This is a genomic window from Maribacter sp. X9, from assembly GCF_048537565.1.
In the GTDB taxonomy this organism is placed as follows: Bacteria; Bacteroidota; Bacteroidia; order Flavobacteriales; family Flavobacteriaceae; genus Maribacter.
In genome coordinates this window covers 1,371,555-1,395,906 of record NZ_CP183215.1, presented here as the reverse complement: position 1 = coordinate 1,395,906, position 24,352 = coordinate 1,371,555, and the positions used below count along the sequence as shown (strand labels likewise).

Annotated in this window: 20 protein-coding genes; 13 read left to right on the top strand and 7 right to left on the bottom strand. The window is 39.9% G+C overall.

Annotated features, from left to right (window positions below; all coding sequences use genetic code 11):
- Positions 1-183: 183 nt before the first annotated feature.
- Positions 184-1,140 carry a formimidoylglutamase gene (hutG, locus tag ACNR9Q_RS05840; RefSeq protein ID WP_419213677.1) on the top strand — a complete coding sequence of 319 codons (957 nt, stop codon included), beginning with the start codon at positions 184-186 and terminating at the stop codon, positions 1,138-1,140.
- Positions 1,141-1,322: 182 nt separating this feature from the next.
- Here the strand turns inward: hutG and ACNR9Q_RS05835 are convergent, their stop codons facing one another.
- Positions 1,323-1,670: a pyruvate kinase gene (locus tag ACNR9Q_RS05835; protein WP_419213676.1), complete on the bottom strand. Its 348-nt coding sequence runs from the start codon at positions 1,668-1,670 to the stop codon at positions 1,323-1,325.
- A 103-nt stretch (positions 1,671-1,773) separates the two neighbouring features.
- Positions 1,774-2,232, bottom strand: coding sequence for a COG2426 family protein (locus tag ACNR9Q_RS05830; protein WP_419213675.1), 459 nt, complete (start codon positions 2,230-2,232; stop codon positions 1,774-1,776).
- A gap of 228 nt (positions 2,233-2,460) precedes the next feature.
- Between ACNR9Q_RS05830 and ACNR9Q_RS05825 the strand changes: the two genes are divergently transcribed.
- Positions 2,461-3,852, top strand: coding sequence for a Gfo/Idh/MocA family oxidoreductase (locus tag ACNR9Q_RS05825; RefSeq protein WP_419213674.1), 1,392 nt, complete (start codon positions 2,461-2,463; stop codon positions 3,850-3,852).
- A 4-nt stretch (positions 3,853-3,856) separates the two neighbouring features.
- Here the strand turns inward: ACNR9Q_RS05825 and ACNR9Q_RS05820 are convergent, their stop codons facing one another.
- Positions 3,857-4,330: an Lrp/AsnC family transcriptional regulator gene (locus ACNR9Q_RS05820; protein WP_419213673.1), complete on the bottom strand. Its 474-nt coding sequence runs from the start codon at positions 4,328-4,330 to the stop codon at positions 3,857-3,859.
- Positions 4,331-4,862: 532 nt separating this feature from the next.
- Between ACNR9Q_RS05820 and ACNR9Q_RS05815 the strand changes: the two genes are divergently transcribed.
- The 4 genes from ACNR9Q_RS05815 to ACNR9Q_RS05800 all read left to right on the top strand — a co-directional run bounded on the left by ACNR9Q_RS05815 (position 4,863) and on the right by ACNR9Q_RS05800 (position 10,850).
- Entirely contained in the window at positions 4,863-7,808 is a 2,946-nt protein-coding gene (locus tag ACNR9Q_RS05815; RefSeq protein ID WP_419213672.1) for a TonB-dependent receptor, read from the top strand.
- 31 nt (positions 7,809-7,839) lie between these two features.
- Positions 7,840-8,337 carry a hypothetical protein gene (locus ACNR9Q_RS05810; RefSeq protein WP_419213671.1) on the top strand — a complete coding sequence of 166 codons (498 nt, stop codon included), beginning with the start codon at positions 7,840-7,842 and terminating at the stop codon, positions 8,335-8,337.
- Between the two features lie 28 nt (positions 8,338-8,365).
- The gene (locus ACNR9Q_RS05805) at positions 8,366-9,556 is read left to right on the top strand and encodes a pyridoxal phosphate-dependent aminotransferase (protein ID WP_419213670.1); all 1,191 of its coding nucleotides are present in this window, start codon (positions 8,366-8,368) and stop codon (positions 9,554-9,556) included.
- A gap of 124 nt (positions 9,557-9,680) precedes the next feature.
- Positions 9,681-10,850 (top strand): AEC family transporter, encoded by a 1,170-nt coding sequence (locus ACNR9Q_RS05800; RefSeq protein WP_419213669.1) that lies wholly within the window; start codon positions 9,681-9,683, stop codon positions 10,848-10,850.
- A gap of 62 nt (positions 10,851-10,912) precedes the next feature.
- Here ACNR9Q_RS05800 and ACNR9Q_RS05795 read toward each other — a convergent pair whose 3' ends face one another.
- Complete coding sequence (locus ACNR9Q_RS05795; protein WP_419213668.1) at positions 10,913-12,268, bottom strand: Gfo/Idh/MocA family protein; 1,356 nt, start codon at positions 12,266-12,268, stop codon at positions 10,913-10,915.
- Positions 12,269-12,408: 140 nt separating this feature from the next.
- On the opposite strand from ACNR9Q_RS05795, the gene ACNR9Q_RS05790 reads away from it, so the two are divergent.
- The 7 genes from ACNR9Q_RS05790 (at position 12,409) to ACNR9Q_RS05760 (ending at position 20,822) form a co-directional block, all read left to right on the top strand.
- Positions 12,409-13,287 carry a nucleotidyltransferase family protein gene (locus ACNR9Q_RS05790; protein WP_419213667.1) on the top strand — a complete coding sequence of 293 codons (879 nt, stop codon included), beginning with the start codon at positions 12,409-12,411 and terminating at the stop codon, positions 13,285-13,287.
- Entirely contained in the window at positions 13,278-14,360 is a 1,083-nt protein-coding gene (locus ACNR9Q_RS05785) for a phosphotransferase enzyme family protein (RefSeq protein WP_419213666.1), read from the top strand. The genes ACNR9Q_RS05790 and ACNR9Q_RS05785 overlap by 10 nt, the downstream gene beginning before the upstream one ends.
- A 227-nt stretch (positions 14,361-14,587) precedes the next feature.
- Positions 14,588-14,953, top strand: a complete 366-nt coding sequence (locus ACNR9Q_RS05780; protein WP_419213665.1) for a DUF7009 family protein — start codon at positions 14,588-14,590, stop codon at positions 14,951-14,953.
- Between the two features lie 102 nt (positions 14,954-15,055).
- Positions 15,056-17,353: an FdhF/YdeP family oxidoreductase gene (locus tag ACNR9Q_RS05775; protein WP_419213664.1), complete on the top strand. Its 2,298-nt coding sequence runs from the start codon at positions 15,056-15,058 to the stop codon at positions 17,351-17,353.
- A gap of 239 nt (positions 17,354-17,592) precedes the next feature.
- Positions 17,593-18,453, top strand: coding sequence for a UDP-2,3-diacylglucosamine diphosphatase (locus tag ACNR9Q_RS05770; RefSeq protein ID WP_419213663.1), 861 nt, complete (start codon positions 17,593-17,595; stop codon positions 18,451-18,453).
- A complete protein-coding gene (locus ACNR9Q_RS05765) occupies positions 18,450-19,451 on the top strand; it encodes a glycosyltransferase family protein (RefSeq protein WP_419213662.1) in 1,002 nt (333 codons plus the stop codon). Before ACNR9Q_RS05770 ends, ACNR9Q_RS05765 begins: the two co-directional genes overlap by 4 nt.
- A gap of 15 nt (positions 19,452-19,466) precedes the next feature.
- Positions 19,467-20,822 carry a GH1 family beta-glucosidase gene (locus ACNR9Q_RS05760; RefSeq protein WP_419213661.1) on the top strand — a complete coding sequence of 452 codons (1,356 nt, stop codon included), beginning with the start codon at positions 19,467-19,469 and terminating at the stop codon, positions 20,820-20,822.
- A gap of 141 nt (positions 20,823-20,963) precedes the next feature.
- Here ACNR9Q_RS05760 and ACNR9Q_RS05755 read toward each other — a convergent pair whose 3' ends face one another.
- The 3 genes from ACNR9Q_RS05755 to ACNR9Q_RS05745 are packed head-to-tail and all read right to left on the bottom strand — an operon-like array spanning position 20,964 to position 24,340.
- Positions 20,964-22,142: an acyl-CoA dehydrogenase family protein gene (locus ACNR9Q_RS05755; RefSeq protein WP_419213660.1), complete on the bottom strand. Its 1,179-nt coding sequence runs from the start codon at positions 22,140-22,142 to the stop codon at positions 20,964-20,966.
- A 55-nt stretch (positions 22,143-22,197) separates the two neighbouring features.
- A complete protein-coding gene (locus ACNR9Q_RS05750) occupies positions 22,198-22,911 on the bottom strand; it encodes a tRNA1(Val) (adenine(37)-N6)-methyltransferase (RefSeq protein WP_419213659.1) in 714 nt (237 codons plus the stop codon).
- Positions 22,904-24,340, bottom strand: coding sequence for a sulfatase (locus ACNR9Q_RS05745; protein WP_419213658.1), 1,437 nt, complete (start codon positions 24,338-24,340; stop codon positions 22,904-22,906). The genes ACNR9Q_RS05750 and ACNR9Q_RS05745 overlap by 8 nt, the downstream gene beginning before the upstream one ends.
- Between the last annotated feature and the right edge of the window lie 12 nt (positions 24,341-24,352).

The window sequence follows — 24,352 nt, the reverse complement described above, 5'->3', positions numbered from 1 at the left end:
TGTCTTACTTTTGTTGGGCGAAATTAGTGTGTTTCTTTGTGTTATCTAAATAGAAGGTATTATTTTTGCTTTATAAACATCAGGAATTTTAGGATGTACAACCAGTGTAAAACTGCCTAATGCCAAATGATTTCGATTAGTTCTCCCAAACGATCAGATGAAGTTTAATAAAATTGTTCTCTCATGAAGAACTATGTACTTACAGATATAAAGAATTGGGACGGTAGAAAATCAAACAAAAAGCTTTACCTCCATGAAAAGATCGAGTGTCTTTCCATGGATGATTTTAAAAAAAATAGTGCTAGTAAATCGATTGCCTTATTAGGTTATGCCAGTGACTCTGGTGTTGAACGCAATCATGGTAGAATTGGAGCCGCGAAAGGTCCCGATGCCATAAGAAGGCAATTGGGTAAATTCGCGAATCACCTGCCAGAAGAAACCTCAATTTTCGATTTAGGAAATCTAACAAGTCCAGACGGCGATGTAGAGGCCATTCAAAAAGAATTGGAAACAGCCGTAGACCTTATCAAAAAACAACATACCTTCCCCATTATATTAGGAGGAGGTCATGATCTTGCCTACGGTCATTATAATGGTCTATTAAAACACATCCCTGAAGACAAAACGCTTGCAATTATTAATTTTGATGCCCACTTCGATTTAAGGCCAAATGATAATGGATCAAATTCTGGCACCCCGTTTTATCAAATTGCGATGGATTTGCAAAAAAAAGGTAAATCATTTCACTATAAAGCGTTAGGAGTAACCCAAAATGCGAATACAAAAGACTTGTTTGATTTTGCAGAAAAGCATAAACTTAATTATTTACGACGTGAATATTTCAGTCATACCTATCTGGAACATGTGCAGTTGCGTTTGATTCAATTCATGGAAGATGTGGATTATATCTATACCACTATTGACTTAGACGGGTTTTCTTCTGCTTATGCACCGGGCGTTAGTGCCGCTTCACCAGCAGGTTTTTCCCCAGATATTGTACTAGAATGTGTAAAGTTAATATTGGAATCTGATAAATTAGTAGGCTTGGACATCGTAGAATTAAACCCAAAGTATGATATAGACGACCAAACAGCAAAATTGGCAGCGACGATAGTACATTACATTCTTCACAAAATCTAGATAAAACAAAAAAAGCCTCCCATATGGAAAGCCTTTCATTGGGTACTACCGGCAAAAACCGATAAACACAATTACCTCAGTTATTATCTGAGGCACAACACAACGTTACAAAGATAATAAAGGTTTTCAATTTTTCATGTTAGCGCTGTAAGATTCTTACCAAGAAGTCACAATGACCTTTATTATTCAGTGACCGTTAAAACCTCATAGATCTGTTTCATTTCTTGAAAAGTAAATTGTTTTTGCTGAAACCAATCATGTATTCTTATTTTTTCATTTTCTATTTGGGCCGCACGGATGGCATTTAACGAAACAATATGCCAATGAGTGCCTTTTTTTCGAGAAACAGAATATCCTACATCTTCTATTATATATGATTGAGTAGGTCTATTGATCAATCGTACGCCATTCTTTAAAATGGCCAAAGTTTCGGTCAAACCTACCACCTCAGAAAAAGAATATCTGGCAAAATCGTTAAAACCGTCTTGTGCTACATTGTAAAGTTTATCTCCAATCTTCAGCTTTTCCATAGAATACAAAGCTGCAAATTTAGTCGTCGCTGACCGGTAATAACAGAGAATTTAGGCATATTTATCCACAAAACGAAGTTGAACCAAATCCTAAACAGACAACTTAGGCCATTCCTTTCATGGTCAATAAGGTAGTAAACCAAACAATCAAAGAGGATAAAAATATACCAATGGTATTTGCCAAAAATGCCTTCTTTCTTTCGAAATTAAACAGATAACTGGCAATACTACCTGCATAAACACCGGTGCCGGGAACGGGAAGCATAACAAAAAAAATTAGTCCGTAAAATCCATATTTTTTGATTTTATCCCCTGAGCCTACCTTAGCCCTTCTCGCAACAAAAAGTGCCCCTTTTTTATAAAAGTGCCATTTTAGAAAATATCTATTAATAGTATTCAAAAAAAACATCATCACAGGAAAAACCAGCACGTTCGCTAAAAAGCAAAAGCCTAAAACGAGATAAATATTAACACCGTTCAGCAATCCGTAAGGAATACCAACCTTTGCCTCCCCAAAGGGAGAAATGCTCCAAAGCATTGCAATGATCAAGTCCTTTATCACAACTCTTTTTTTAAGGTTTGCAAAATTACAGCCTTCTTAAACGAAAAGCTCCCTCTTAAATCATAAATTATGACAAGGTGCCAAATTTATAACCGAACTACATCGGTGTTCATTTGAAAATTTTAACCCAGCTCACTCAGTTTTATACCTAATTATGGGCACCGCTAAACATAAAAATGTTATTTTTAAAAGTTTGACCAGAAAATCAAATACATACCCTTTCAAAAAATGAACAAAAACAATTCCAGGAGGTCCTTCCTCAAAAAGGCTTCCCTTACCACTGCCGCTGTAGGCACTGCACCCTATTTATTGGCATCTCCTTACAAAGAGCGTTTAGTTATCCCAAGGACCTATCGCCATCAAGAATTTACAGCGAATGACAACATCAACCTGGCCCTAATAGGTTCGGGAATTCAAGGCATCTACGACACCCAATCAGCTTTAAAAGTCGAGGGTATAACATTGGTCGCAGCATGTGACCTTTATACAGGTAGATTGGAACGGGCGAAAGAACTTTGGGGTAAAGATATTTTTGTGACTAGAGATTATCGGGAAATACTTGACCGCAAAGATATTGACGCCGTTATTATCGCAACTCCAGACCACTGGCACCAAACCATAGCCGTAGCTGCGCTTAAGGCCGGTAAAAACGTGTATTGTGAAAAACCGATGATACAGAACTTTGAAGAGGGTCAAGAAATTATAAGGGCTCAGAAAGAGTCTGGTAAAATTTGCCAGATCGGTAGCCAGGGAATGTCCTCATTGGGCAATGAAAAAGCAAAACAACTTTATGAAGATGGTGCTATCGGGGATATTGTAATGCTAGATATGTATAACGACCGCTATTCTGCAGAAGGAGCTTGGCAATATCCCATTCCCCCCGATGCAAACCCAAAATCAGTAGATTTCGATACTTTTTTGGGGAATGCCCCCAAAGTACCTTTCGAAGCAAAACGTTTTTTTAGGTGGAGAAACTATAAGGATTATGGAACAGGAGTTGCAGGAGATTTATTTGTACATGCTTTTTCGACCTTAAATTATGTAATCAGTTCTCATGGACCCAACAGAGCCTTGGCTACTGGCGGACTTCGGTATTGGAAAGATGGTAGGGACGTCCCCGACGTATCAATAACCCTATATGATTATCCTAAAACAGAGACCCATGCGCCGTTTAATGCTGCTTTCAGAATTAATTTTATTGCCGGTAGTGGCGGCGGCAGCGGATTTAAACTTATTGGCACCGAAGGTGAAATGGAAATAGGACAAAACGCAGTAACCGTAAAACGATCTAAATTAGATATGGTTCCAGATGGATACTCTATGGTTTCCTTTACTGAGAATATGCAAGAGCAAATAAAAAAAGAATATGCTCGTAAAAATTTAGAACCTCGAAAAAGTAGTCTCACAACGGGTACAACTACTTGGGAAGCTCCTAACGATTATAAGGGAGCACATTACGATCATTTTTATAATTTCTTTACAGCGATAAGGACAAATGGAAAAGTGATAGAAGATCCTACTTTTGGTTTGCGTGCCGCCGGTGCAGCACTATTAGCCAATGAAAGCTATACTAAAAGACAGCCCGTTGATTGGAATCCGACAGAAATGAAACTAATGTAGCTACCTATTCTTCTATTTCTTCTACGAATTGAATATGCCGTTCTAAATTTTCTTCAATCGAAATAAAGGACTCAATACCCCGTATTCCTGAAATACTGAGTATTTCATCTTGATATACTTTTTTATAATGGTAACTATCCTTGGCGTGCATTTTAATAAAAATATCGTACTTACCTGTAACGTGATGAATTTTTACAACCTCTTCAATTGCATTAAGTTTTTTCATGACTTTTTTGAAAAGACTTATTTCGCTTAAAAAAATTCCTAAGAAAACGGTCATTTTCCAACCCATTTTAGCATAATCCAAACTTAAAGTCGCACCTGTGATCAATCCCATATCTCGCATTTTACGCATGCGCATGTGGACCGTACCGGGAGAAATGATTAATTTCTTAGCCACCTCTGTATATGGAGTCTGTGCATTCTCTGCCAAAATATTCAAAATATTAAAATCAACATGATCCAATTTATTTCTCATATACGAACGGTTTAAAACTCAATTATCACAAAATATCATTATGTCATCGTTAAACGATTATTCGTGTTTAACTAATTTTAACAAATTTAATTTATAGTAATCTAATTTTATATGATAATACGATAATAAAAATGTGAATAATTAATGGTTTTCTAATTTAGAATGAACCCTATTGATGATCTCGCAAAAAGCAAATTAGGCCCGAATAATATCAAAAAGGTAAAATCAAATATTCCTAAGGGGCGTTTCTTGATTAATTATCATTTTTAAAATGAAATAATGGTTATTAATCAACTTTTGACCCTTAAAACACCTTATTAACAAGTACTTACAGCCATCCTCTATTTTTATTATTCTACAACTATCTATAATATTGTCTAAGTCAAATCCCTACTAAAAAATTAGGTTATTTGTTTTGTAAAGTGTCCGGAACTTTTCTTTTACGCATACCATACACTACTACGTCAGATTTTAGATTTTGGCATTTTTAGTCGTATGTAAACCATTGAGAAACCACTAAACTCACATGATTATGAAGAAAATTCTATTTTTTTCCTTCCTGGCGCTGCACTCGTTATTTGTTGTTAACGCACAGGAAATAATGATTACCGGTAAAGTATCGGATTCGCAAGGACCTTTACCCGGAGTTAACGTAATGGTAAAAGGTACTACAACAGGGGTCATTACAGATTTTGACGGATTATATACCATATCCGCTGCTTCAGATGCCACTTTGGTCTATTCCTTTATTGGCTATGCTAAAAAAGAAGTTCAAGTTAACGGAAGCAAAACAATGAACGTAACGCTCATAGAAGCGGCAGAACAGCTAACAGAAACAATTGTCCTAGGGTCCAGAGGAGCTGCCAGGACTAAATTGAACACACCTGTACCTGTAGATGTGATCAATATTGCCCAAGACGCGATTAATATGCCCCAACAAGACCTCTCACAAATGTTGGCCGCCTCTGCACCTTCTTTCACGGCTTTCACTAGTGGTGGCGGTGACTTATCATCTTTTGTGAGCCAACCTAGTTTAAGAGGTTTGGCAGCTAGTCAAGTTCTCGTACTCGTCAATGGCAAAAGAAGACATTCTTCCGCTATTTTAGCCGGAAACCAAACAGGTACACCTGGGCCAGCGGTAGATATGAGCTGGATACCTAATATTGGCGTTGACCGCATTGAAATTCTAAGGGACGGTGCCGCTGCACAATACGGTTCTGACGCCATTGCGGGTGTTATAAACCTCGTAATGAAAAAGGGAACAGGAGAATTCACCGGTTCTTTAACGGGAGGTGCCTACACGAACAAATCACCAGATTTTAGTGATTCTGATTTAACCGATGCAGAAAAGGCCCTTAACAGAAGTTCAGGTGACTGGGACGGTTACAATTTTCAATTCGATGGTAATTATGGCGTCGGATTCGAAAATGGTGGATACTTTAATGTATCTGCCGTAGTTGCTCAATCTGAGCGTACCATAAGACCTACCGTTCTCGAAATAGATAGGGCACCACTATATAGCTCTGCCTATCTCAATAATGAAACCACTAGCCCTGATGGCCTACCCATCATTACGAACCCAGAACTTATAGCCGCACAATCTAGCGGAGATGCCTCTGCAATCGCTAGGCTCACAACTGTTGAGGGCCTGATGTCTGCACGGGATATAGAACAGGTAGATGTTGCCACCTACTCAGGTCTGCCGGCTTCTACCCGTATGGGACTTGCCTTTAATTTGGAAAGTCCTATGAACTCCACGACTGATTTTTATGCTTTTGGAGATTTCGGATATAAATATTCTGACGTATATAGCTGTTTTTATAGAAGAGCGGCCCAAGCGGACAGAACGAGCTATAGCCTATACCCTAATGGATTCAGACCACAAATCTATGGAGACCAGTACAACATTTCCTTGGCCACAGGAATTACAGGGTTGGCTGGGGATTTCGACTTTGACCTTAGCAACACCTTCGGTACGAACTCCATTAAATATGGAATGTTCAACACCTGGAACGCAAGTCTAGGAGATGATTCGCCGACCGACATGAATCTAGGTACGCACCGGTTTTTACAGAACACCGTGAATTTGGACATCAGTAAATTTTACGACGATGTATTATCAGGCTTTAACTTAGCGTTTGGGGGGGAGTTGAGAGTTGAAAATTATCAGATTATGGCAGGACAAGAAGAAAGTTGGACTGCAGGCACGGAAGGGATCGTTACAGCGACTGAAGACAACCAACAACTGATAGGTCCCGATGGTTTTCCTTTAGAAGATCTTAGTGCCACGCCTATTGTGGATGATTTAGGCAATCCCGTTGTTTTATCAAATGCAGGCTTCAGTCAGCAATTAGTTAAGAACTATGCATTGAATTGCCAATGTTTTAGAGGTTTTGCGCCTGAAAACGAAAGCAACAGTTTTCGATCTGTAATGGCGGCTTATACCGATTTGGAACTTGATGTTACCAAAGAGTTTTTTCTAGGCGGCGCATTGCGGTTTGAAAATTATTCCGATTTTGGAAATGTATTAACCGGCAAGATCACAACACGCTATTCGATCAGTGACAACTTCGCCATTAGAGGCTCTTATAGTAGTGGGTTCAGGGCGCCTTCCTTACAAGAATTGAACTACTCCCATAGTTATACCTTCTTTGTGGGCCTAACGCCCTTTGATGGCACACTATATCCCAATAGTAGCTCAGCCGCAAAAGCTATTGGAATTAAACAATTGAAGCAAGAAAGGTCAAGAAACTTGAGTATAGGTTTTACCACAAAAATCGGTAAACTTGATTTTACCTTAGATGCTTATAAAATTGATATCTATGATAGAATTTTCGAAACTGGGGAATTCAACTCGGGAACGACACCTATACTTGATCCAATTATCGGTAGTGGCCTTGCAAGCTTTAGGATCAACGGGGGTGATATCAGTACAAAAGGTATCGAAGCCGTAGCCAATTACAATACATCTTTAGGAGCTGGTAAATTAGGCTTTACATTAGCGGGTACTTTTAGGGAAAACAAGTTCGAAAAAATAAATCTACCAGACCTAAACACCAACCTTACCGACCAACAACTGGCCGATAACTACGTTAACCGAAATCTAATCGGGCAGTTTGAAACCGGTACGCCCAGTGGTAAAATCATCGGTACGGTAAACTACTCCTTAGGTAAATTTTCTGCAATGTTGCGAGGTACCAGATACGGTTCTATACAAACCAGGGATAGTCAACAACGCACATTATTGGATGGCACAACAGGCTTTGCTGATCAGTACTTTACTCCAGAATTCACCACAGACATTGGCCTTACCTATGCGCTTTCCGATGCTATAAGCCTAACTGTGGGGGGTAATAACATCTTCAACGAATATCCTGAAATCATAAGGTATGAGTTAAGAACCTTTAACCTTTATTCACAGTATCAGCAAGGTTCATCGGGAGCTTACTATTTCGGACGTGTAACTTTTAGCCTATAAACAAAGTCAACCCAATAAAGAATAGACAATTATGAAAGAATATATCAAATATATCGTACTCTTTTTATCGGTAGTTACTTTGCTATCCTGTGAACAAGAAAGGCTCGATCCCGAACTTACAACTGCCGAAGGTGGTGGAACACTAACCACCTATACAGCGTATACGATAAACTCAACTGACCCTGCTGGATCAAACGTTTATGGAAGAATCGTATTCTATAAAACAAGTATTGACCAAACCTTGGTGCAAGTGTCACTGTACAATACCGTACCCGGTTTAATGCATCCTGTATTGATTTTAGATGGTGCAATTGGGGATGAGACCTCAACCATGATCACTTTGGACAATGTGTCGGGCGATAGTGGTGAATTGGCGACCAGTAAGTTCTATGTTATCTCAGACACATCGTTTTACGATGCGATAACATCGATGGACAGCCATGTAAATATTTATCTAAGTACTACAGATGCTACAATAGTAGCGTCTGGAAACCTAGGCATAAATGCCGAACCTATAGAATCGAATTAAATATTGTTAAACTTAAATATAGCACACAATGAAAACAAATGTAAACAGAAGAGATTGGCTTAAAAAAGGCGTTCTCACAGCAGCTGGCGTAATGGCAGCACCTTATCTGACCTACGGGGCATTTCCTTCACAACCTATTAGCATAGATGCACAGGGAAATATTCCTTACACTCCATTCTTTAAGGAGTATCTACCGTATGCGCCCAACCAACCTATTGAGTTGGCGGCAAAAATAAATGCAAATGAAAATCCTTATGGTCCATCGCCCATGGCGGTTGAGGCCATGCAAAAATGGGCCCCAAAAGGAAATAGATATGCCTGGAAGGAATTGTATGAACTGATGGACAAAATTGCTTCGGAAGAAGGTGTAAAGCAAGAGAACATAATGATGGGCCCTGGTTCATCTGACTTATTGGAAAAAACCGCAATGGTATTCTTTCAACATGGTGGAAATATCGTTTCCGCAGATCCATCTTACATGTCCTTGATCAAAGTTGCCGAAGCTACTGGTGCTACATGGAAACCCGTTCCTCTAAAAAAGGACTGGTCACATGACCTGGCCGCTATGGAAGCCGCTATTGATGCCGATACAAAGTTGGTATACATCTGCAATCCAAATAACCCAACCGGAAGCATGACCGATCATGATGAATTGGTAGATTTCTGTTCTAGAGTTTCTGAAAAAACTCCAATTTTTGTTGACGAAGCTTACTTAGGTTTCTTGGAGGATGGTGCTAAAAAGAGCATGGTTTCTCTCATCAATGAAGGTAAAAATGTAATCATCGCCCGAACATTCTCTAAAATTCAAGGAATGGCAGGATTAAGAGTTGGGTACGTAGTTGCCCAACCCGGAACACTAGAAATAATCCAAAAAGTAACACGTGGTGGCATGGGCATCACCTTGCCATCCGTTTACGCGGCCATGGCAAGTATGGACGATATTGCCTTTAAGGACAAATCAAGAACATTGAATAAAGAATGTAGAGAATACGTTTACGAAAACCTTGACCGTATGGGCTTTGAGTACGTACCTTCTTCCACAAGCTTTATATTATTCCCCATAGAAATGGAAGGCAAACCATTCTTGGAAAAAATGACCGCCTTAGGTGTTGGTGTCAGGGCTTTTGAAATCTATGATAAAAACTGGTGCCGTGTAAGCATGGGTACTATGGATGAAATGAAGCTGTTTACGGCTGCCCTTGAAAAAGTGCTAGTTTAAGTTTGAATTAGTCCAGGAGTTGGGTAACGGATAATTGCCTTGATACAACGGTCTTACATCCAACTCCATCGGACTATTCTAATTCTCCAATATCCCTATTTTTTCAATATTATAACATTACAATATGAATTTTGCGCTACAGAAAACCTTAGAATTACTGCTTATCATAGGGTTAGGAGTCTTGTTACAAAGAAAAGTAGCAAAACAAGATTTAAACGGAATAAAAATTCTGATTTTAAGTGTTGCCTTACCAGCAACCATTTTTGTTGCCCTTTTAAAAATTGAGCTTCATGAAACCTTATTGGTATTCCCATTATTGGCATTGACGTTTAACCTATTGATGCTTTTGGCCTCAAAATATTTCTTGTCAGTTACCTTGCCTTCCGAAGAAAATGCCAAGAAGCGTACCCTGATGATGTTATTACCCTCTTCTGCCCCAGGTTTATCCTGTTTCCCTTTTATCGTTGCTTATCTTGGCGATGATACCTTGGCCTTGGCCGCTTTAGCCGATGTCGGAAATAAAATTTTCGTTCTAATACTCTTATACATGCTGGCCATGCACTGGTACCGTACAAGATCTGTGGTACAAAAGCAAGAATCATCAAAAAGTAAATTAAAGGGATTAATGATTTCGCTGGTAAACGAACCCATTAATATTGTGATGGTCGTTGGGCTTATATTGTTGGGGTTTGGTTTAAATCTTACGTCGTTACCCACATTTCTACAAAATACCATTCTAAGTACCAAAGATTTAATGACACCGTTGGTGTTACTTTTTATTGGTATGGCGGTTAGAATAAAATCGGGGGAGTTTAAACTGATTCTATCGATGTTGTGCCGTAGAGCAGGTCTTTCGTTCTTGCTAAGCGGTTTATTCGCTTTTGCAATCCCATCGTTGACACCGGCCTTGATTTTATTATTGGTAGTATTCCCTCAAAGCTCATGTAGTTTTTGGCCATTTGCGCATATGAGTGCCATTAATTCAATGGAAGATAAAGATGCCCAGCCTAAACCCACCTTCGACATTGCATTTGGGGTTAATGTACTTGCGTGTTCATTGCCCTTCTCAACGTTGTTGATTATTGGTATTTTCTCTTTTAGCGAATTCTTTATTAACCCCCTACTACTTGTGAGTATTGGGTTTGCCGTATTGGTTTTAAGTTATATTCCATATATCTTGAAATTGATGAAGTATTCCACTAACGAAAAGACATATCCCCTACATCAACAGATGGAGATTGCTGACAAAGAAACTAAAAAATTAGAGCATAGAACCGAGGCTCAAGCGAGTTGATTTGATCGATTTAATATCCGTTTTTTTATGGAGGACTAAAAACTTAACGCAGTCAATAATCACTAATAGGTTTCCTTCATCCAATCGTACGCTTTTCTTTTGATCCAAAGGCCCCGTGTGAAATCTGGAAAATCTTGCGGTTCCCCATTATTGGCGATTGAAATCTCAGACAAGGGAGTAACCGCGCTCCAGGCGGCGGCGTCATAAGCATCCATCGGCGGTGCTATATTCGCTTTGGCAGATTCCATAAAGGAATTCATAACAAAAAAGTCCATGCCGCCATGACCTGCATCAAGCGCATAGTCCCCATACTTTTTCCAAAGTGGGTGATCATACTTTTCCAACCATTCTTTATCGGCATCCCAACTATGCTCCTTTTCAGATTTACCTTCCACATAGATTCTATTGCCATCATTTTCCCATAGTCCATTTGCTCCTTGCACTCGAAACCCAAGAGAATAAGGTCTTGGAAGATTACAATCGTGGGTTATGATGATGGTCTCGCCATTAGCAGTTTCTATGGTAGAAGTAATCACATCGCCTTGTTTGAATTTTATCTTGGCATTTGGGTGATCCTCCCCGCCTTCCTTTACAATATAATTATGCAATCCGATACCCTTAGAGGCATGTGAGGTCACCGATAAAAATCGATTTCCCCGGTTTACATCGGCCATAACGGCTATTGGCCCCAAACCATGGGTAGGATAAACATCGGCATTTCGCTTCACGGAATGTTCTGTACGCCATTTGGACTCTGAAATACCTTTATCACCAAATTCAACCCCTTTTCCATAGGCGGTTTTTCCATCGTTGAATTTTACATGCCGCAAATCATGTTGATACCCACATCTAAAATGAACCAACTCACCAAAAACGTTTTGTCGTACCATGTTCAACACCGCCAAGACATCCCTACGATAGTTCACGTTTTCCAAAATCATCATATGTGTACCTGTCCGCTCGTGGGTATTCACCAGATCCCAACACTCTTCAAGGGTATTCGAGGCAGAAACTTCTACACCTGCGTACTTACCAGCTTCCATTGCATCTACGGTCATACGCGTATGCCATAACCAAGGTGTCGCAATAACCACGGCATCAACATCTGCTTGTGCCAAAAGATTTCTATAATCTAAATCATTTGACCCGAAAACTTTAGGCGACTTGCCCCCAGCATCAGAAATAAGTTTTTTTGCTATCGAAATTCTTACATCATCAACATCACAGATTGCCGTAATGTTCACATCCTTCCGCAATAATAAATTTTCCAAATGATTCGTGCCCCGCAGTCCTACACCGATCAATGCAACATTCAATTTATTCGCTGCACTAAAATGATTTCGGGCAAAACCTGGTATTGCAATCAACCCCATACCTGCCATTGAGGTATTTCTAATAAAAGTTCTTCGCGTAGCCATATTCCAAATTAATTTAAACTCTGAATTTATAAAAAACAGAGTACATGATTACAACCACTAATCAATTTAAATGGTGAAACATCTAAAATGAAGTAGAATTTTGATTGCATTCGTTATTTTTGAAATCAAAATTAGAAATCATGACTTTACTTTTAATGGCTGCTGGAAGCGGTAGTAGATATGGAAAACTAAAACAGTTCGATGATTTAGGCCCTAATGGCGAATTTTTAATGGAATTTGCCATCTATGATGCCCTACAGAATAATTTCGATCAGATTGTGGTCATCACTAAAAAAGAAAATGTTTCCTTTTTAGAAGAGCATCTTTCCAAGAGATTACCCACCAATATAAAATTGAACGTGCTTGCCCAAGAACTTACCGATTTACCTGATGGTGTCACCTTTACCGGCGAACGCAAAAAGCCTTGGGGAACCGCCCATGCCGTATGGACGGCAAGAAAGGTAATCACCGGCCCATTTGTGGTTATCAACGCCGATGATTTTTATGGTCAGGCCGCATATAAAAAAGCAGCTGATTTCATGAGATCAGATGACAGTGCCTATGCACTTTTAGGGTATACGCTGAAAGATACCCTTTCTGAACACGGCTCGGTTTCTAGAGGTGTTTGTGAAGTTAAAGGAGATAATCTGGTGTCTGTGCAAGAACGACTTAAACTAGTAAAAAAAGGCAATAAAATAATCGATGAGGATACTGGATTGGAATTTACGGGAGACGAACAGGCCAGCATGAACTTTTGGATCTGTAGACCTACCATTTTCGACAAAATAGAATCGGAGTTTAGAATTTTCTTGAACGATGAAAATCGTATTGCAAGTAGTGAACTTTATATTCCTTTGATGATTCAGGAAATGCTACAAGCGAATGAAATTGAGGTGAAATGTATACCCTCGGGCGGAGACTGGTTCGGGGTGACTTATGCCAGTGATAAAGAAAAAGCAATGGATAGCCTTCAAGAAAAAACAAAAGAGGGTCAGTACGTCGCTCCCTTATGGAAGTAATCGCAACAAACCACACCCCAGCAGAGCTTCAAAGCTTACTGGGGTATTTTTCTATTGGTATCCCAGACCCTACATTCGAGGGGCTTACATCAGGTCTCATTAATGATACCTATCTAGTCTATTCCAATGGAAACCCGACGCACATTTTACAACGCATCAACGAAAATATCTTTACGGATGTTGCCGGTTTAATGAATAATTGTTCGTTAGCCTTTGCGAAACTTCATGCAGAGCATTATACTAATATAGAACTTGTAAAGACCAAAGAAGGAAAGAGCTATTATCAAGGACCGGAAGGTTATTGGCGTATGGTAAGCTATATTCCAAAAACCATAACCTACGATACTACAACCAATTTAAAAATAGCTTTCGAGGCGGGGCGTATTATTGGAAAGTTCCAAATACTTTTGAACAGGGAAGACTCCAATGATTATATCGACACTATTCCGAATTTCCACAATTTAGACCTACGCATAAAGCAATTTGAGGAAGCCCTATCCTATACTTCGAAATACAAATTAAAAGAATGTGAGTCGAGTATTGCCTTTGTACAAAAGACCGTTACATTTCTTAAAGAAAATATTCCCGCAGAACTTCCCATTCGTATTTGTCACAATGATACCAAATTGAACAATATCCTCTTTTCTACAACAAGCGAGAAAGCCCTCTGCCTTATCGACTTGGACACCATCATGAGAGGTCATTTTTTATTCGATTTTGGGGATAGTGTACGCACGGTTGTTAATTCTGCAAGAGAGGATGAACAAGAACTTTCCTTAATCGATTTTAGACCCGATTTTTTTGAGGCATTCATTAAGGGATTGGCAAGTAATGAACATATTTGGACAGCACCAGAGCTTAAATCACTCCCCTACGGTGCTATTCTAATGCCTTTTTTACATGGCCTTCGAGCAATTACCGATTACCTGAATGGAAATAAGTACTATAAGGTTTCTTATGAAAAACAAAACTACGATCGTGCATTGAGTTTATTTCAATTCGCTAAAAAGAGCTTGGGGAATCTTTTATTTATGGAGGCAACAATAGCCAAAAACTTTCCTGCAAACGAGTAGCTATAAAACGTTTTTCCTTCCCTGCAACATCTCAAAACTAAAAAGAGTCCGATCTTTCTAGACCGGACTCTTTTATGAGAACACTATATGAAAATGAAAAAAATTTACTTCGTTTTTATTACATCGTAAACATACGCCTAAGAACAACCATTAGAAATAAATTGATGTCAACGCCATCAAATTCGTGGTGAGATGGGTTATTTTTGTGGTAAACCCAAAAAATAGTTATGAAGATCCGAATAAAAGGTGATTCCATTCGTTTTCGCTTGACCCAAACAGAGGTTAAAACACTATCAGAAAATGGAAGGCTATTTGAGCACACCAATTTTGGAGCCGAACAATTCTCTTATGGTATTGTTCTAAATGAAACTATTGAACATTTACAGGTCAGCTTCAACAATGGCACCATTACCTTATCAATGCCAAAGTATCAAGGGCAGTCTTGGCATGAAAATGATATAATAACCTTTGACCATACTGTTAAGACAACCGAGGGTAATGAATTATACCTACTATTAGAAAAGGACTTTACCTGTTTGGACAATACAATTGAAGATCAATCGGACAACTATCCAAATCCTAAATTGAGCTAGCAACACAATTGCTCTAAGAACAAATTTAGCATCCTTTTCATTCTCGAGATTTTTTAGGGAAACAAGTCCAACCATATTCCTTTTAATGGTTAAGTTTATCATATGGATTCAAATAAAAAACGTAAAGTCTCCTTTAGGGGTGCCGAAGATTTCTTGGGGATAGAATTAAAAGACCCAGTAACCCATGCCGCCGGTTATTTGGGAGTTCGAGAAGCTTTAAAACATACCTTCAAGGAAATGGGGGTGCTACGATCCATGAGGGCACTTTTAGATATGAACCAAAAAGATGGTTTTGATTGCCCAAGTTGCGCATGGCCGGATCCAGAACATCCTTCGCCCGTAGCCGAATATTGTGAGAACGGTGCCAAAGCCTTGGGCGATGAAGATACTACAAGCCACATTGATGCCGCATTTTTTAAAGCGAATTCCATAGAAGAACTTTCCCAATTATCCGATTATGAACTAAATAAGTTTGGTAGACTTATAGAACCTATGGTGCTAAGACCGGGAAACGTGCATTACGAACCCATTTCCTGGCAGGAGTCATTTGCCCTGATTGCAGCCGAGCTTAGAAAATTGGACAATCCAGACCAAGCGATTTTCTACACTTCCGGGAGATCCAGTAATGAAGCGGCCTTCTTATACGGGATGTTTGCCAGGGCTTTAGGCACCAACAATATGCCAGATTGTTCCAATATGTGTCACGAAAGTAGTGGTATCGCCTTAGGAGATACCTTGGGCATTGGTAAGGGGTCCACCAAATTGGAAGATCTCTACGAAGCTGAAGTGATTTTGATCGTTGGCCAAAACCCGGGCACCAACCATCCGCGTATGCTGTCTGCATTGGAAAAATGTAAGGGAAATGGAGGTAAAGTCATTAGCATTAATCCGTTGGAGGAATCGGGTCTGGTAAACTTCAAAAACCCACAAACAATTATGGGGTGGATCGGTAGTGGTGAAGATATGGCCGATATTCATTTACCGGTAAATATCAATCAAGACATCCCCTTGATGAAGTTGATTTTAAAGAAATTGGCGGCCAAGGACAAAGAAACCAATCACGTGTTCGACCATGATTTCATTACGAAATATACCGATGGTTACGAGGCCTTACTGACGGATTTGGACACTTACAATTCCGCAGAATTACTCGAACAAAGTGGAGTACCCGAAGATAGAATCAACGCTACTGTTGAGTTATTGGCAAATAAATCGAAAATAATCGTTTGTTGGGCCATGGGCCTTACCCAACATAAAAATGGTGTTGAAAATATACGTGAATTTGTAAATCTATTGTTGTTAAAAGGAGCTATTGGCAAACCCAATGCTGGCACTTGTCCCGTTCGTGGCCATAGTAACGTACAAGGAGATCGTAGTGTGGGCATCCAACATTTTGTGGACAAAGAAATGAACCAACGCATTAAAGAACATTTAGGTTTTACCCCGCCGGACCATGAGGGCGTAGATACCGTTGGCGCCATGAAAGCGATGCATGAGGGTAAGGCCAAAGTTTTCATGTGCTTGGGCGGTAATTTTCTGATGGCCGCTTCGGATACCGAATACACCGCTGAAGCTATTGAAAATTGTGACTTAACGGTGCAAATAAGCACCAAGCTCAATCGTACCCATCTGGTTACCGGTAAAACAGCATTGATTTTACCCTCTATTGGTCGCTCGGAAAAAGATACCAAAAACGGAAAGGACCGTCATTTTACGGTCGAGAATAGCATGGGCCGCGTAAAAAAATCCAAAGGCATCTTAAAAACACCGTCGGATACCGTCATGAGTGAACCTGAAATTATCGCAAAAATAGGTAGGGCTTATTTTGGGGATGACCATGCGATGGCCTGGAGAATTTTAGCCGAGGATTATGATTTGATCCGGACACAGATAGATAAAGTCTGTAAAGGTTTTAAGAAAACTGAGGAGCGAAGTAATGGTGCCGGCTACTATTTACCGAACAATGTACGTGAATTGGACTTTAGTATGCTGCCCAACGGGAAAGCACAGCTAACCATCAACAGATTACCTGACCACAAGTTGGAAAAAGACGAGTATATGCTGATGACCATACGTTCACATGACCAGTTCAACACCACCATTTATGGTCTGAACGACCGTTACCGTGGAGTATATAATGCCAGAAGGGTCATCTTTATGAATCCCGATGACATGAAAGCGGTAGGTCTAAAAAAATTAGATGTAGTGGATATTACCAGCACCTATGATGGAAAGGTGCGGGTGGCCCACAAATTCAAGATTGTACCGTATACGATCCCGTGTGGGAATTTGGCATCTTACTTCCCCGAAACGAATGTTCTGGTACCCTACAATCATTTTGCGGATCGTAGCAAAACTCCAATAAGCAAATCCATTAAGGTTAGATTGGTAAAGAAATAGTTACCAAATTTTTTCTCACTTCCCATAAATTAACGCTTGGGTAACCTAATCATAAGTTACCCATAACCCATTTTATGACCAAAAAGTAAAATCTTTGTGAGTGTTAAATTTTCACTAAATGAAAATTATCTCTTTGGCCGTTTCTGCAGTTACTTCTTTGCTATTAACCTCCAGTTTAAGGTCATTTTACTCCCCTTTAAAGTTCAGGAAGCTAAAACCAATACCCCCTCACTTCTCTTATGAAAAAAAGACCTGTTGATATCGTCGTCATATCCGATGTTCATTTAGGAACCTACGGTTGCCATGCCAAGGAGCTTTTAAAATATTTAAAATCCATCAAGCCAAAAGAGGTGATTCTTAACGGGGATATTGTAGATATTTGGCAATTCAGCAAACGGTATTGGCCGAAATCTCACATGAAAGTGGTCAAATTATTAATGGAATGGATCGCAAGAGGTACTCCCGTTCATTACATCACCGGAAACCACGATGAGCTATTCCGTAAATTTTCTGGGAGCAGCATGGGCTCTTTAAACATCGTCAATAAAATGGTGATGCCCTTACATGGTGAAAAAGCATGGATCTTTCATGGTGATGTATTCGACGTTACCATGCAACATAGTAAATGGGTAGCGAAACTGGGAGCCAAAGGCTATGATTTCCTTATTTTATTGAATAGGGCGATAAATTACATCAGCAAGAAAATGGGCAAAGGTCCCATTTCCATGTCCAAAAAAATTAAGAACGGGGTGAAATCGGCCGTTAAATTCATTAATGACTTTGAACAGATCGCTGCCGATATCGCTATTGAAAATGGGTACGAATACGTAATCTGCGGCCATATACATCAACCTGAAATACGAAAAATAAAGACCGATAAAGGTGAGGTTACCTACTTAAATTCGGGAGACTGGATAGAGAACCTTACCGCCTTGGAATATACTGATGGAAAATGGAGTCTTTACTCTTATTTAGAGGACCCCAATGTCATCAATTATAATGAAGATAGTATAGAAGACACTAGTGTTCTGGAAAAAGGCGAACTTTTTCAAAGCCTTTTAGAAGAATTTAGGATTAGCGGAATGGTACAAAGCAAATGAGAGCACTATACGCAATTCAAGGAACAGGAAATGGACATTTAAGTAGGGCCCGTGACGTTATACCGGCATTATTGAAACAAGGCGTGGCCCTAGATATTTTGGTAAGTGGCATACAAGCTGATATTCAACTACCCTATCCCGTCAAATATCAATTGAAGGGGCTCAGTTTTATTTTCGGAAAAAAAGGGGGTGTCGATATGTGGCGTACCTATTACAGATCTAATTCCTTAAGGCTTCAAAAAGAAATCAAAAGTATTCCCGTGCAAGACTATGACCTTGTCATCAACGATTTTGAACCTGTTACCGCTTGGGCCTGTAAACTAAAGCATAAACCCTGTTATAGCTTTAGCCATCAAGCCGCCGTGCTATCTAAATTTGCTCCAAAACCAAAAAAAAATGATTTGATGGGCCAATGGATTTTAAAAAAATATGCCCCTACCAGTCATCAATTCGGACTTCATTTCAAAAACTATGATTCCACCATTTACACCCCGATTATTAGGAACGATATTAGAAACGCAAATGTCTCAAAGGGAAATCATTATACGGTTTACCTTCCGTCGTACAGTGATGAAAAATTGTTGAAATTTTTAGGACAGATCAAAGGCGTCCGTTGGGAAGTATTTTCAAAACATAACGTAAAAGAACACATTAACGAACACATTCAGATAAAACCCATTACTAACGAAGCATTTGTGCATAGCATGGCCACGAGTAAAGGTATTCTGTGCGGAGCAGGTTTTGAAACACCCGCAGAAAGTTTGTTCATGCAAAAAAAACTACTCGTTATTCCCATGAAAGGTCAATACGAACAACAATGCAATGCAGCTGCGCTTGACCAAATGGGTGTGCCGGTCATAAAATCTTTAAAGAACAAACACTTGGACACCCTTAAAGAGTGGCTGAATACCGATACTATTGTTCCCGTAGATTATCCAGACATTACCGATAATATTATTTCCCACCTTCTGGAAACATCCTTGGCCCCGTCCGCTTAAAAGACTATTAATTAATTGAAAAAACAAGAAGAACCCATTTTGAATGCATCCGATTTTGGTGAAGACTTTACTTGGGGCGTTTCTACGGCTGCCTATCAGATAGAGGGTGGTCATAATCATCATGGCAAAGGTCCTTCTATTTGGGATCATTTTACAGATCAAAAAAATAAAATCTACAATGGAGACCATGCTCAGGTTTCCTGTGATTTTTATAATAAGTATAAGGAGGATATCCTCTTGATGAAATCCATGAACATCAAGAATTTTCGATTTTCGATTTCATGGCCTAGAGTCTTACCCGAAGGGACCGGAAGCGTTAATAAAAATGGATTACGGTATTACAATGATATCATCGATTTTTGTTTGGAGTGCGGCATCACCCCTTGGGCGACCCTCTATCATTGGGATCTACCTCATGCATTGGAAGAAAAAGGTGGGTGGACCAACCGGAGTATCATCGACTGGTTCTCTGAATTTGCTACCATTTGTGCCACCGCCTTTGGTGACCGGGTCAACCATTGGATGGTGCTGAACGAACCGATGGTGTTTACCGGTGCCGGTTATTTCTTAGGGGTTCATGCACCGGGTAGGAAAGGCCTTAAGAATTTTCTACCCACGGTACATCATGCCGTTCTTTGTCAGGCTGAAGGCGGACGTATTTTGAGAAAACTAGTACCTGGCGCACAAATTGGAACCACCTTCTCCTGTTCCCAGATCACACCCTACCGGAATAAAAAAAGGGATATAAAAGCAGCTCAAAAAGTGGACGCATTATTGAATAGAATGTTCATAGAACCCGTATTGGGTTTGGGCTATCCTCTAGCAGACGCTCCTATTCTAAAACGTTTACATCCCTATATACAATCTGGAGACATGGAGTATTGCCAGTTTGATTTCGACTTTATAGGAATACAGAATTATACCCGGGAAAAGGTGAAACATAGTTTTTTTGCCCCATACATATGGGCAAAAATTATCAAGGCAAGTAAACGAAACGTAAAAACGACCCTCATGGATTGGGAAGTATACCCGCCCAGTATCTATTACATGATCAAGAAGTATAGTAACTATCCACAAATCAAAAAAATCATCATCACCGAAAACGGGGCGGCCTTTGAGGACGAATTGGAGAAGGAGATGGTCAACGATACGGACCGTTTGGAGTACTTACAGAAATATTTAGGAGAAGTACTAAAAGCGAAAAAAGAGGGCTTGAATATTCACGGTTATTTTGTTTGGACCTTTACCGACAACTTTGAATGGGCAGAAGGTTATTTTCCGAGGTTTGGACTAGTATATATAGATTTCAAATCCCTCAAAAGAACCATAAAAGCATCTGGGAAATGGTTCGCTGGATTTTTATCCAAATAAGACCGAAAGTTTAAGGCGTAAAAAAACCGATGTTCCCATCGGTTAGGCTATTTCAAAAACATTTGCACATCTTACGCTGCGTGGCAAAGATAGATAGGCAATTACAAATTCATGTTAAGCAATTAAAAGCAAACGGTTAACTTATTGAAAAGCGGGCATACCCGTAATATCCGCACCGGTAATCAATAAGTGGATGTCATGGGTTCCCTCATAGGTGATGACACTTTCCAAGTTCATCATATGGCGCATGATACTATACTCCCCCGTGATACCCATACCGCCCAATACCTGTCTGGCTTCCCGTGCTATGTTGATGGCCATTTCAACATTATTGCGTTTGGCCATGGAAATCTGAGCCGTAGTGGCCTTTCCTTGATTCTTTAATTGTCCCAATCTGAAGGCCAATAATTGCGCTTTAGTAATTTCTGTAATCATCTCGGCCAATTTCTTTTGTTGCAATTGGGTGGCGGCAATAGGTTTCCCAAATTGTATTCGCTCCTTTGCGTAACGCAGGGCGGTATCGTAACAATCCATCGCCGCACCAATAGCGCCCCAGGCGATACCATATCTCGCGGAGTCCAAACAACCTAACGGAGCCCCAAGTCCGGATTTGTTGGGCAATAAATTTTCCTTGGGGACCTTTACATTGTCAAAAATCAATTCCCCTGTCGCTGAAGCCCTGAGTGACCATTTATTATGCGTCTCCGGAGTGGAAAATCCTTCCATTCCCCGTTCCACGATCAAACCATGAATACGACCTTCTTCATTTTTCGCCCAAACAACGGCAATATCACAAAAGGGCGAATTGGAGATCCAAAGCTTCGCACCGTTTAACAGATAATGGTCGCCCATATCTTTATACTTGGTTTCCATTCCGCCAGGGTTAGAACCGTGGTTAGGCTCCGTTAATCCAAAAGAACCCATCCATTCGCCAGTGGCCAGTTTTGGTAGGTATTTTTTGCGTTGTTCTTGTGTACCATAGGTATATATAGGATACATCACCAGAGAGGATTGTACCGATGCGGTAGACCTCACCCCACTATCTCCCCTTTCGATTTCCTGCATGATGAGGCCGTAACTGATTTGATCTAAACCTGCCCCGCCATACTCTTCAGGTATGTATGGGCCAAATGCTCCTATTTCTGCCAAACCGCCAATAATCTGTTTGGGGAATTCGGCCTTTTGAGCGTATTCTTCAATAATTGGGGAAACATCCCGTTTCACCCATTCGCGTGCGGCATCCCGAATCAATAAATGCTCTTCGGTGAACAAATCATCTAAATTATAGTAATCAGGAGCTTCGAATAAATCAGGTCTCATAACTAGGATTTTACCAAAGATAAATAAAGAAATATAACGTTACACAACCTAAAAGTTACATTTTTAAATAAAAATCCTTCGTCAAATTCACATAATCGGAAGTGTAGACATGGCGTCCTTTCTCAATAATCAGCTCCTCCACCAAACAGGAATCCCTATGAAAGGTAAACTCTAACAACGATCTTTTAATTTCTGCCTTTTGGTTTCCTTTTACGTGCAAACATCGCTTTGGATACAACCCAAAGGAAGCGGCCAAGGTTATAAATTGGATTTCTTCCTTAAAGGGGATAATGGTGGTAAAGGTTCCATTTTCAGTTAATAGGGCCGACATCCCTTTCAACAACTCATCAAAAGGTAAAAAATAATTTTGACGCGCTTGGTCACGCTTTAAATTTCCGGAAGATACATTCTCGGCATAAAAAGGTGGGTTGCAAACAATCAAATCATACTTTTCTTCAATTTCGTCAACAAACTCATCCAACCCCGCATGATAGCAATAAAGTCGATCCCCCCAAGGTGAACCTTCGAAATTTTCCACACATTGTTCATACGCATCAGCGTCAATTTCGATAGCATCTATTACTTCGGCATTACTTCGTTGCGCCATCATTAAAGCGATGAGTCCGGTGCCTGTGCCTATATCCAGTATCGATTGTGGATGTTGACTCAAAGGAGACCACGCCCCTAACAAAACACCATCGGTACCTATTTTCATGGCGCATCGGCTTTGATGAACTGTGAATTGTTTGAATTTAAACGGTTTATTCATTTAACTCACCTGCTTTTCTTGTTTCAGAGCCCTCCATATTCATGAGGGAATCTCCTAGTCTTGATCTCATCTTATTGGCCATTGTTTGGATTTTAGCCACAATTTTGGGATGCTCTGCGGCGACATTTTTTAATTCCGATTCATCAGATTCCAAATCGTATAGTTCAATCTGATTCAATTCGACCATTTTATAATCACCTGGGAGTCCATCCTTACCGGGTTCTTGACCTTGCATAGTTCTGTAGGAATGGGGAAAATATAGTTTCCATTTCCCATAACGCACGCCATGAAGTTCATTTACGCGATAATAAAAGAAATAAACCTCTTGCGGACTTTCGTTGGTTTTCCCAGTAAATAAGGACCAGGCACTCTTTCCATCGATTTTTGTATTTGGCAGATTCGCATTGGTAATTTCTGTAATTGTCGGCAATATATCGATGGCCATCACAGGCGTGTCACTTACTTTACCTGAGGGAATTTGCTTTGGATATTTTATGATAAAAGGTTCGCGTTGACCGCCTTCCCAGGCAGTTCCCTTTCCTTCCCGTAATGGATAGGCGCTTCCGGAATGGTTACCATAGGCCAACCAAGGGCCATTATCCGATGTATAAATCACCAATGTATTTTCCTCCAAACCATTCTCCTTTAAAGCCTTCAAAATTTCCCCAACAGACCAATCAATCTCCATAATTACATCACCATAAAGACCTCTTCCTGATTTACCCTTGAATTTATCCGACACAAAAAGGGGCACATGGGGTTGAGGATGGGGAACATATAAGAAAAAAGGATTGTCCTTATTTCTTTTAATAAAATCAACGCTACGCTCCGTAATCATTGTAGTTAAGTTCGTCTGATCGGTCAATGTATCGATTACGGTTTCATTTTCATATAGTTCTAACGGACCAAAATTAAAAACCGGACCTTGTTGCGGATGTAAGGGCCACATATCATTGGAATACGGAATACCAAAATACTCGTCAAAACCTTGTTTGTTGGGCATAAATTTGGCGTCATCGCCCAAATGCCACTTACCAAAGATTGCAGTGGCATATACCTTTGCCTTCAACATTTCCGCAATTGTTGTTTCATCAGGATTGAGACCAGTTTTGCTATTAGGCATCAATGCATTATGAATTCCTATACGATTAGGATAACAACCGGTCAATATTCCTGCCCTGGAAGCCGAACAGACTGCTTGCGCGGCGTAAAAATTAGTGAATTTTAGACCATCAGCAGCCATTTGATCCAGGTTAGGAGTAGCAATATCATCCGCTCCAAAAACACCTACATCATTGTAGCCCTGGTCATCGGTAAAAATCAAAACGATATTTGGAGATTCCTGACCGTTATTATTGATTACTTGTCCAATTAATCCATTAAACGAAAAAAGACAAAAAACTAAAATAACCTTAACTCTATAACCCATATTTTACGATTT

Bases quoted from the DNA above. Each gene is read 5' to 3' on its own strand.
- hutG (WP_419213677.1), top strand. From the start codon at position 184: ATGAAGAACTATGTACTTACAGATATAAAGAATTGGGACGGTAGAAAA.
- ACNR9Q_RS05785 (WP_419213666.1), top strand. From the start codon at position 13,278: ATGGAAGTAATCGCAACAAACCACACCCCAGCAGAGCTTCAAAGCTTA.
- ACNR9Q_RS05790 (WP_419213667.1), top strand. From the start codon at position 12,409: ATGACTTTACTTTTAATGGCTGCTGGAAGCGGTAGTAGATATGGAAAA.
- ACNR9Q_RS05795 (WP_419213668.1), bottom strand. From the start codon at position 12,268: ATGGCTACGCGAAGAACTTTTATTAGAAATACCTCAATGGCAGGTATG.
- ACNR9Q_RS05805 (WP_419213670.1), top strand. From the start codon at position 8,366: ATGAAAACAAATGTAAACAGAAGAGATTGGCTTAAAAAAGGCGTTCTC.
- ACNR9Q_RS05775 (WP_419213664.1), top strand. From the start codon at position 15,056: ATGGATTCAAATAAAAAACGTAAAGTCTCCTTTAGGGGTGCCGAAGAT.
- ACNR9Q_RS05820 (WP_419213673.1), bottom strand. From the start codon at position 4,330: ATGAGAAATAAATTGGATCATGTTGATTTTAATATTTTGAATATTTTG.
- ACNR9Q_RS05765 (WP_419213662.1), top strand. From the start codon at position 18,450: ATGAGAGCACTATACGCAATTCAAGGAACAGGAAATGGACATTTAAGT.
- ACNR9Q_RS05745 (WP_419213658.1), bottom strand. From the start codon at position 24,340: ATGGGTTATAGAGTTAAGGTTATTTTAGTTTTTTGTCTTTTTTCGTTT.
- ACNR9Q_RS05780 (WP_419213665.1), top strand. From the start codon at position 14,588: ATGAAGATCCGAATAAAAGGTGATTCCATTCGTTTTCGCTTGACCCAA.
- ACNR9Q_RS05815 (WP_419213672.1), top strand. From the start codon at position 4,863: ATGAAGAAAATTCTATTTTTTTCCTTCCTGGCGCTGCACTCGTTATTT.
- ACNR9Q_RS05750 (WP_419213659.1), bottom strand. From the start codon at position 22,911: ATGAATAAACCGTTTAAATTCAAACAATTCACAGTTCATCAAAGCCGA.
- ACNR9Q_RS05835 (WP_419213676.1), bottom strand. From the start codon at position 1,670: ATGGAAAAGCTGAAGATTGGAGATAAACTTTACAATGTAGCACAAGAC.
- ACNR9Q_RS05810 (WP_419213671.1), top strand. From the start codon at position 7,840: ATGAAAGAATATATCAAATATATCGTACTCTTTTTATCGGTAGTTACT.
- ACNR9Q_RS05825 (WP_419213674.1), top strand. From the start codon at position 2,461: ATGAACAAAAACAATTCCAGGAGGTCCTTCCTCAAAAAGGCTTCCCTT.
- ACNR9Q_RS05800 (WP_419213669.1), top strand. From the start codon at position 9,681: ATGAATTTTGCGCTACAGAAAACCTTAGAATTACTGCTTATCATAGGG.
- ACNR9Q_RS05755 (WP_419213660.1), bottom strand. From the start codon at position 22,142: ATGAGACCTGATTTATTCGAAGCTCCTGATTACTATAATTTAGATGAT.
- ACNR9Q_RS05770 (WP_419213663.1), top strand. From the start codon at position 17,593: ATGAAAAAAAGACCTGTTGATATCGTCGTCATATCCGATGTTCATTTA.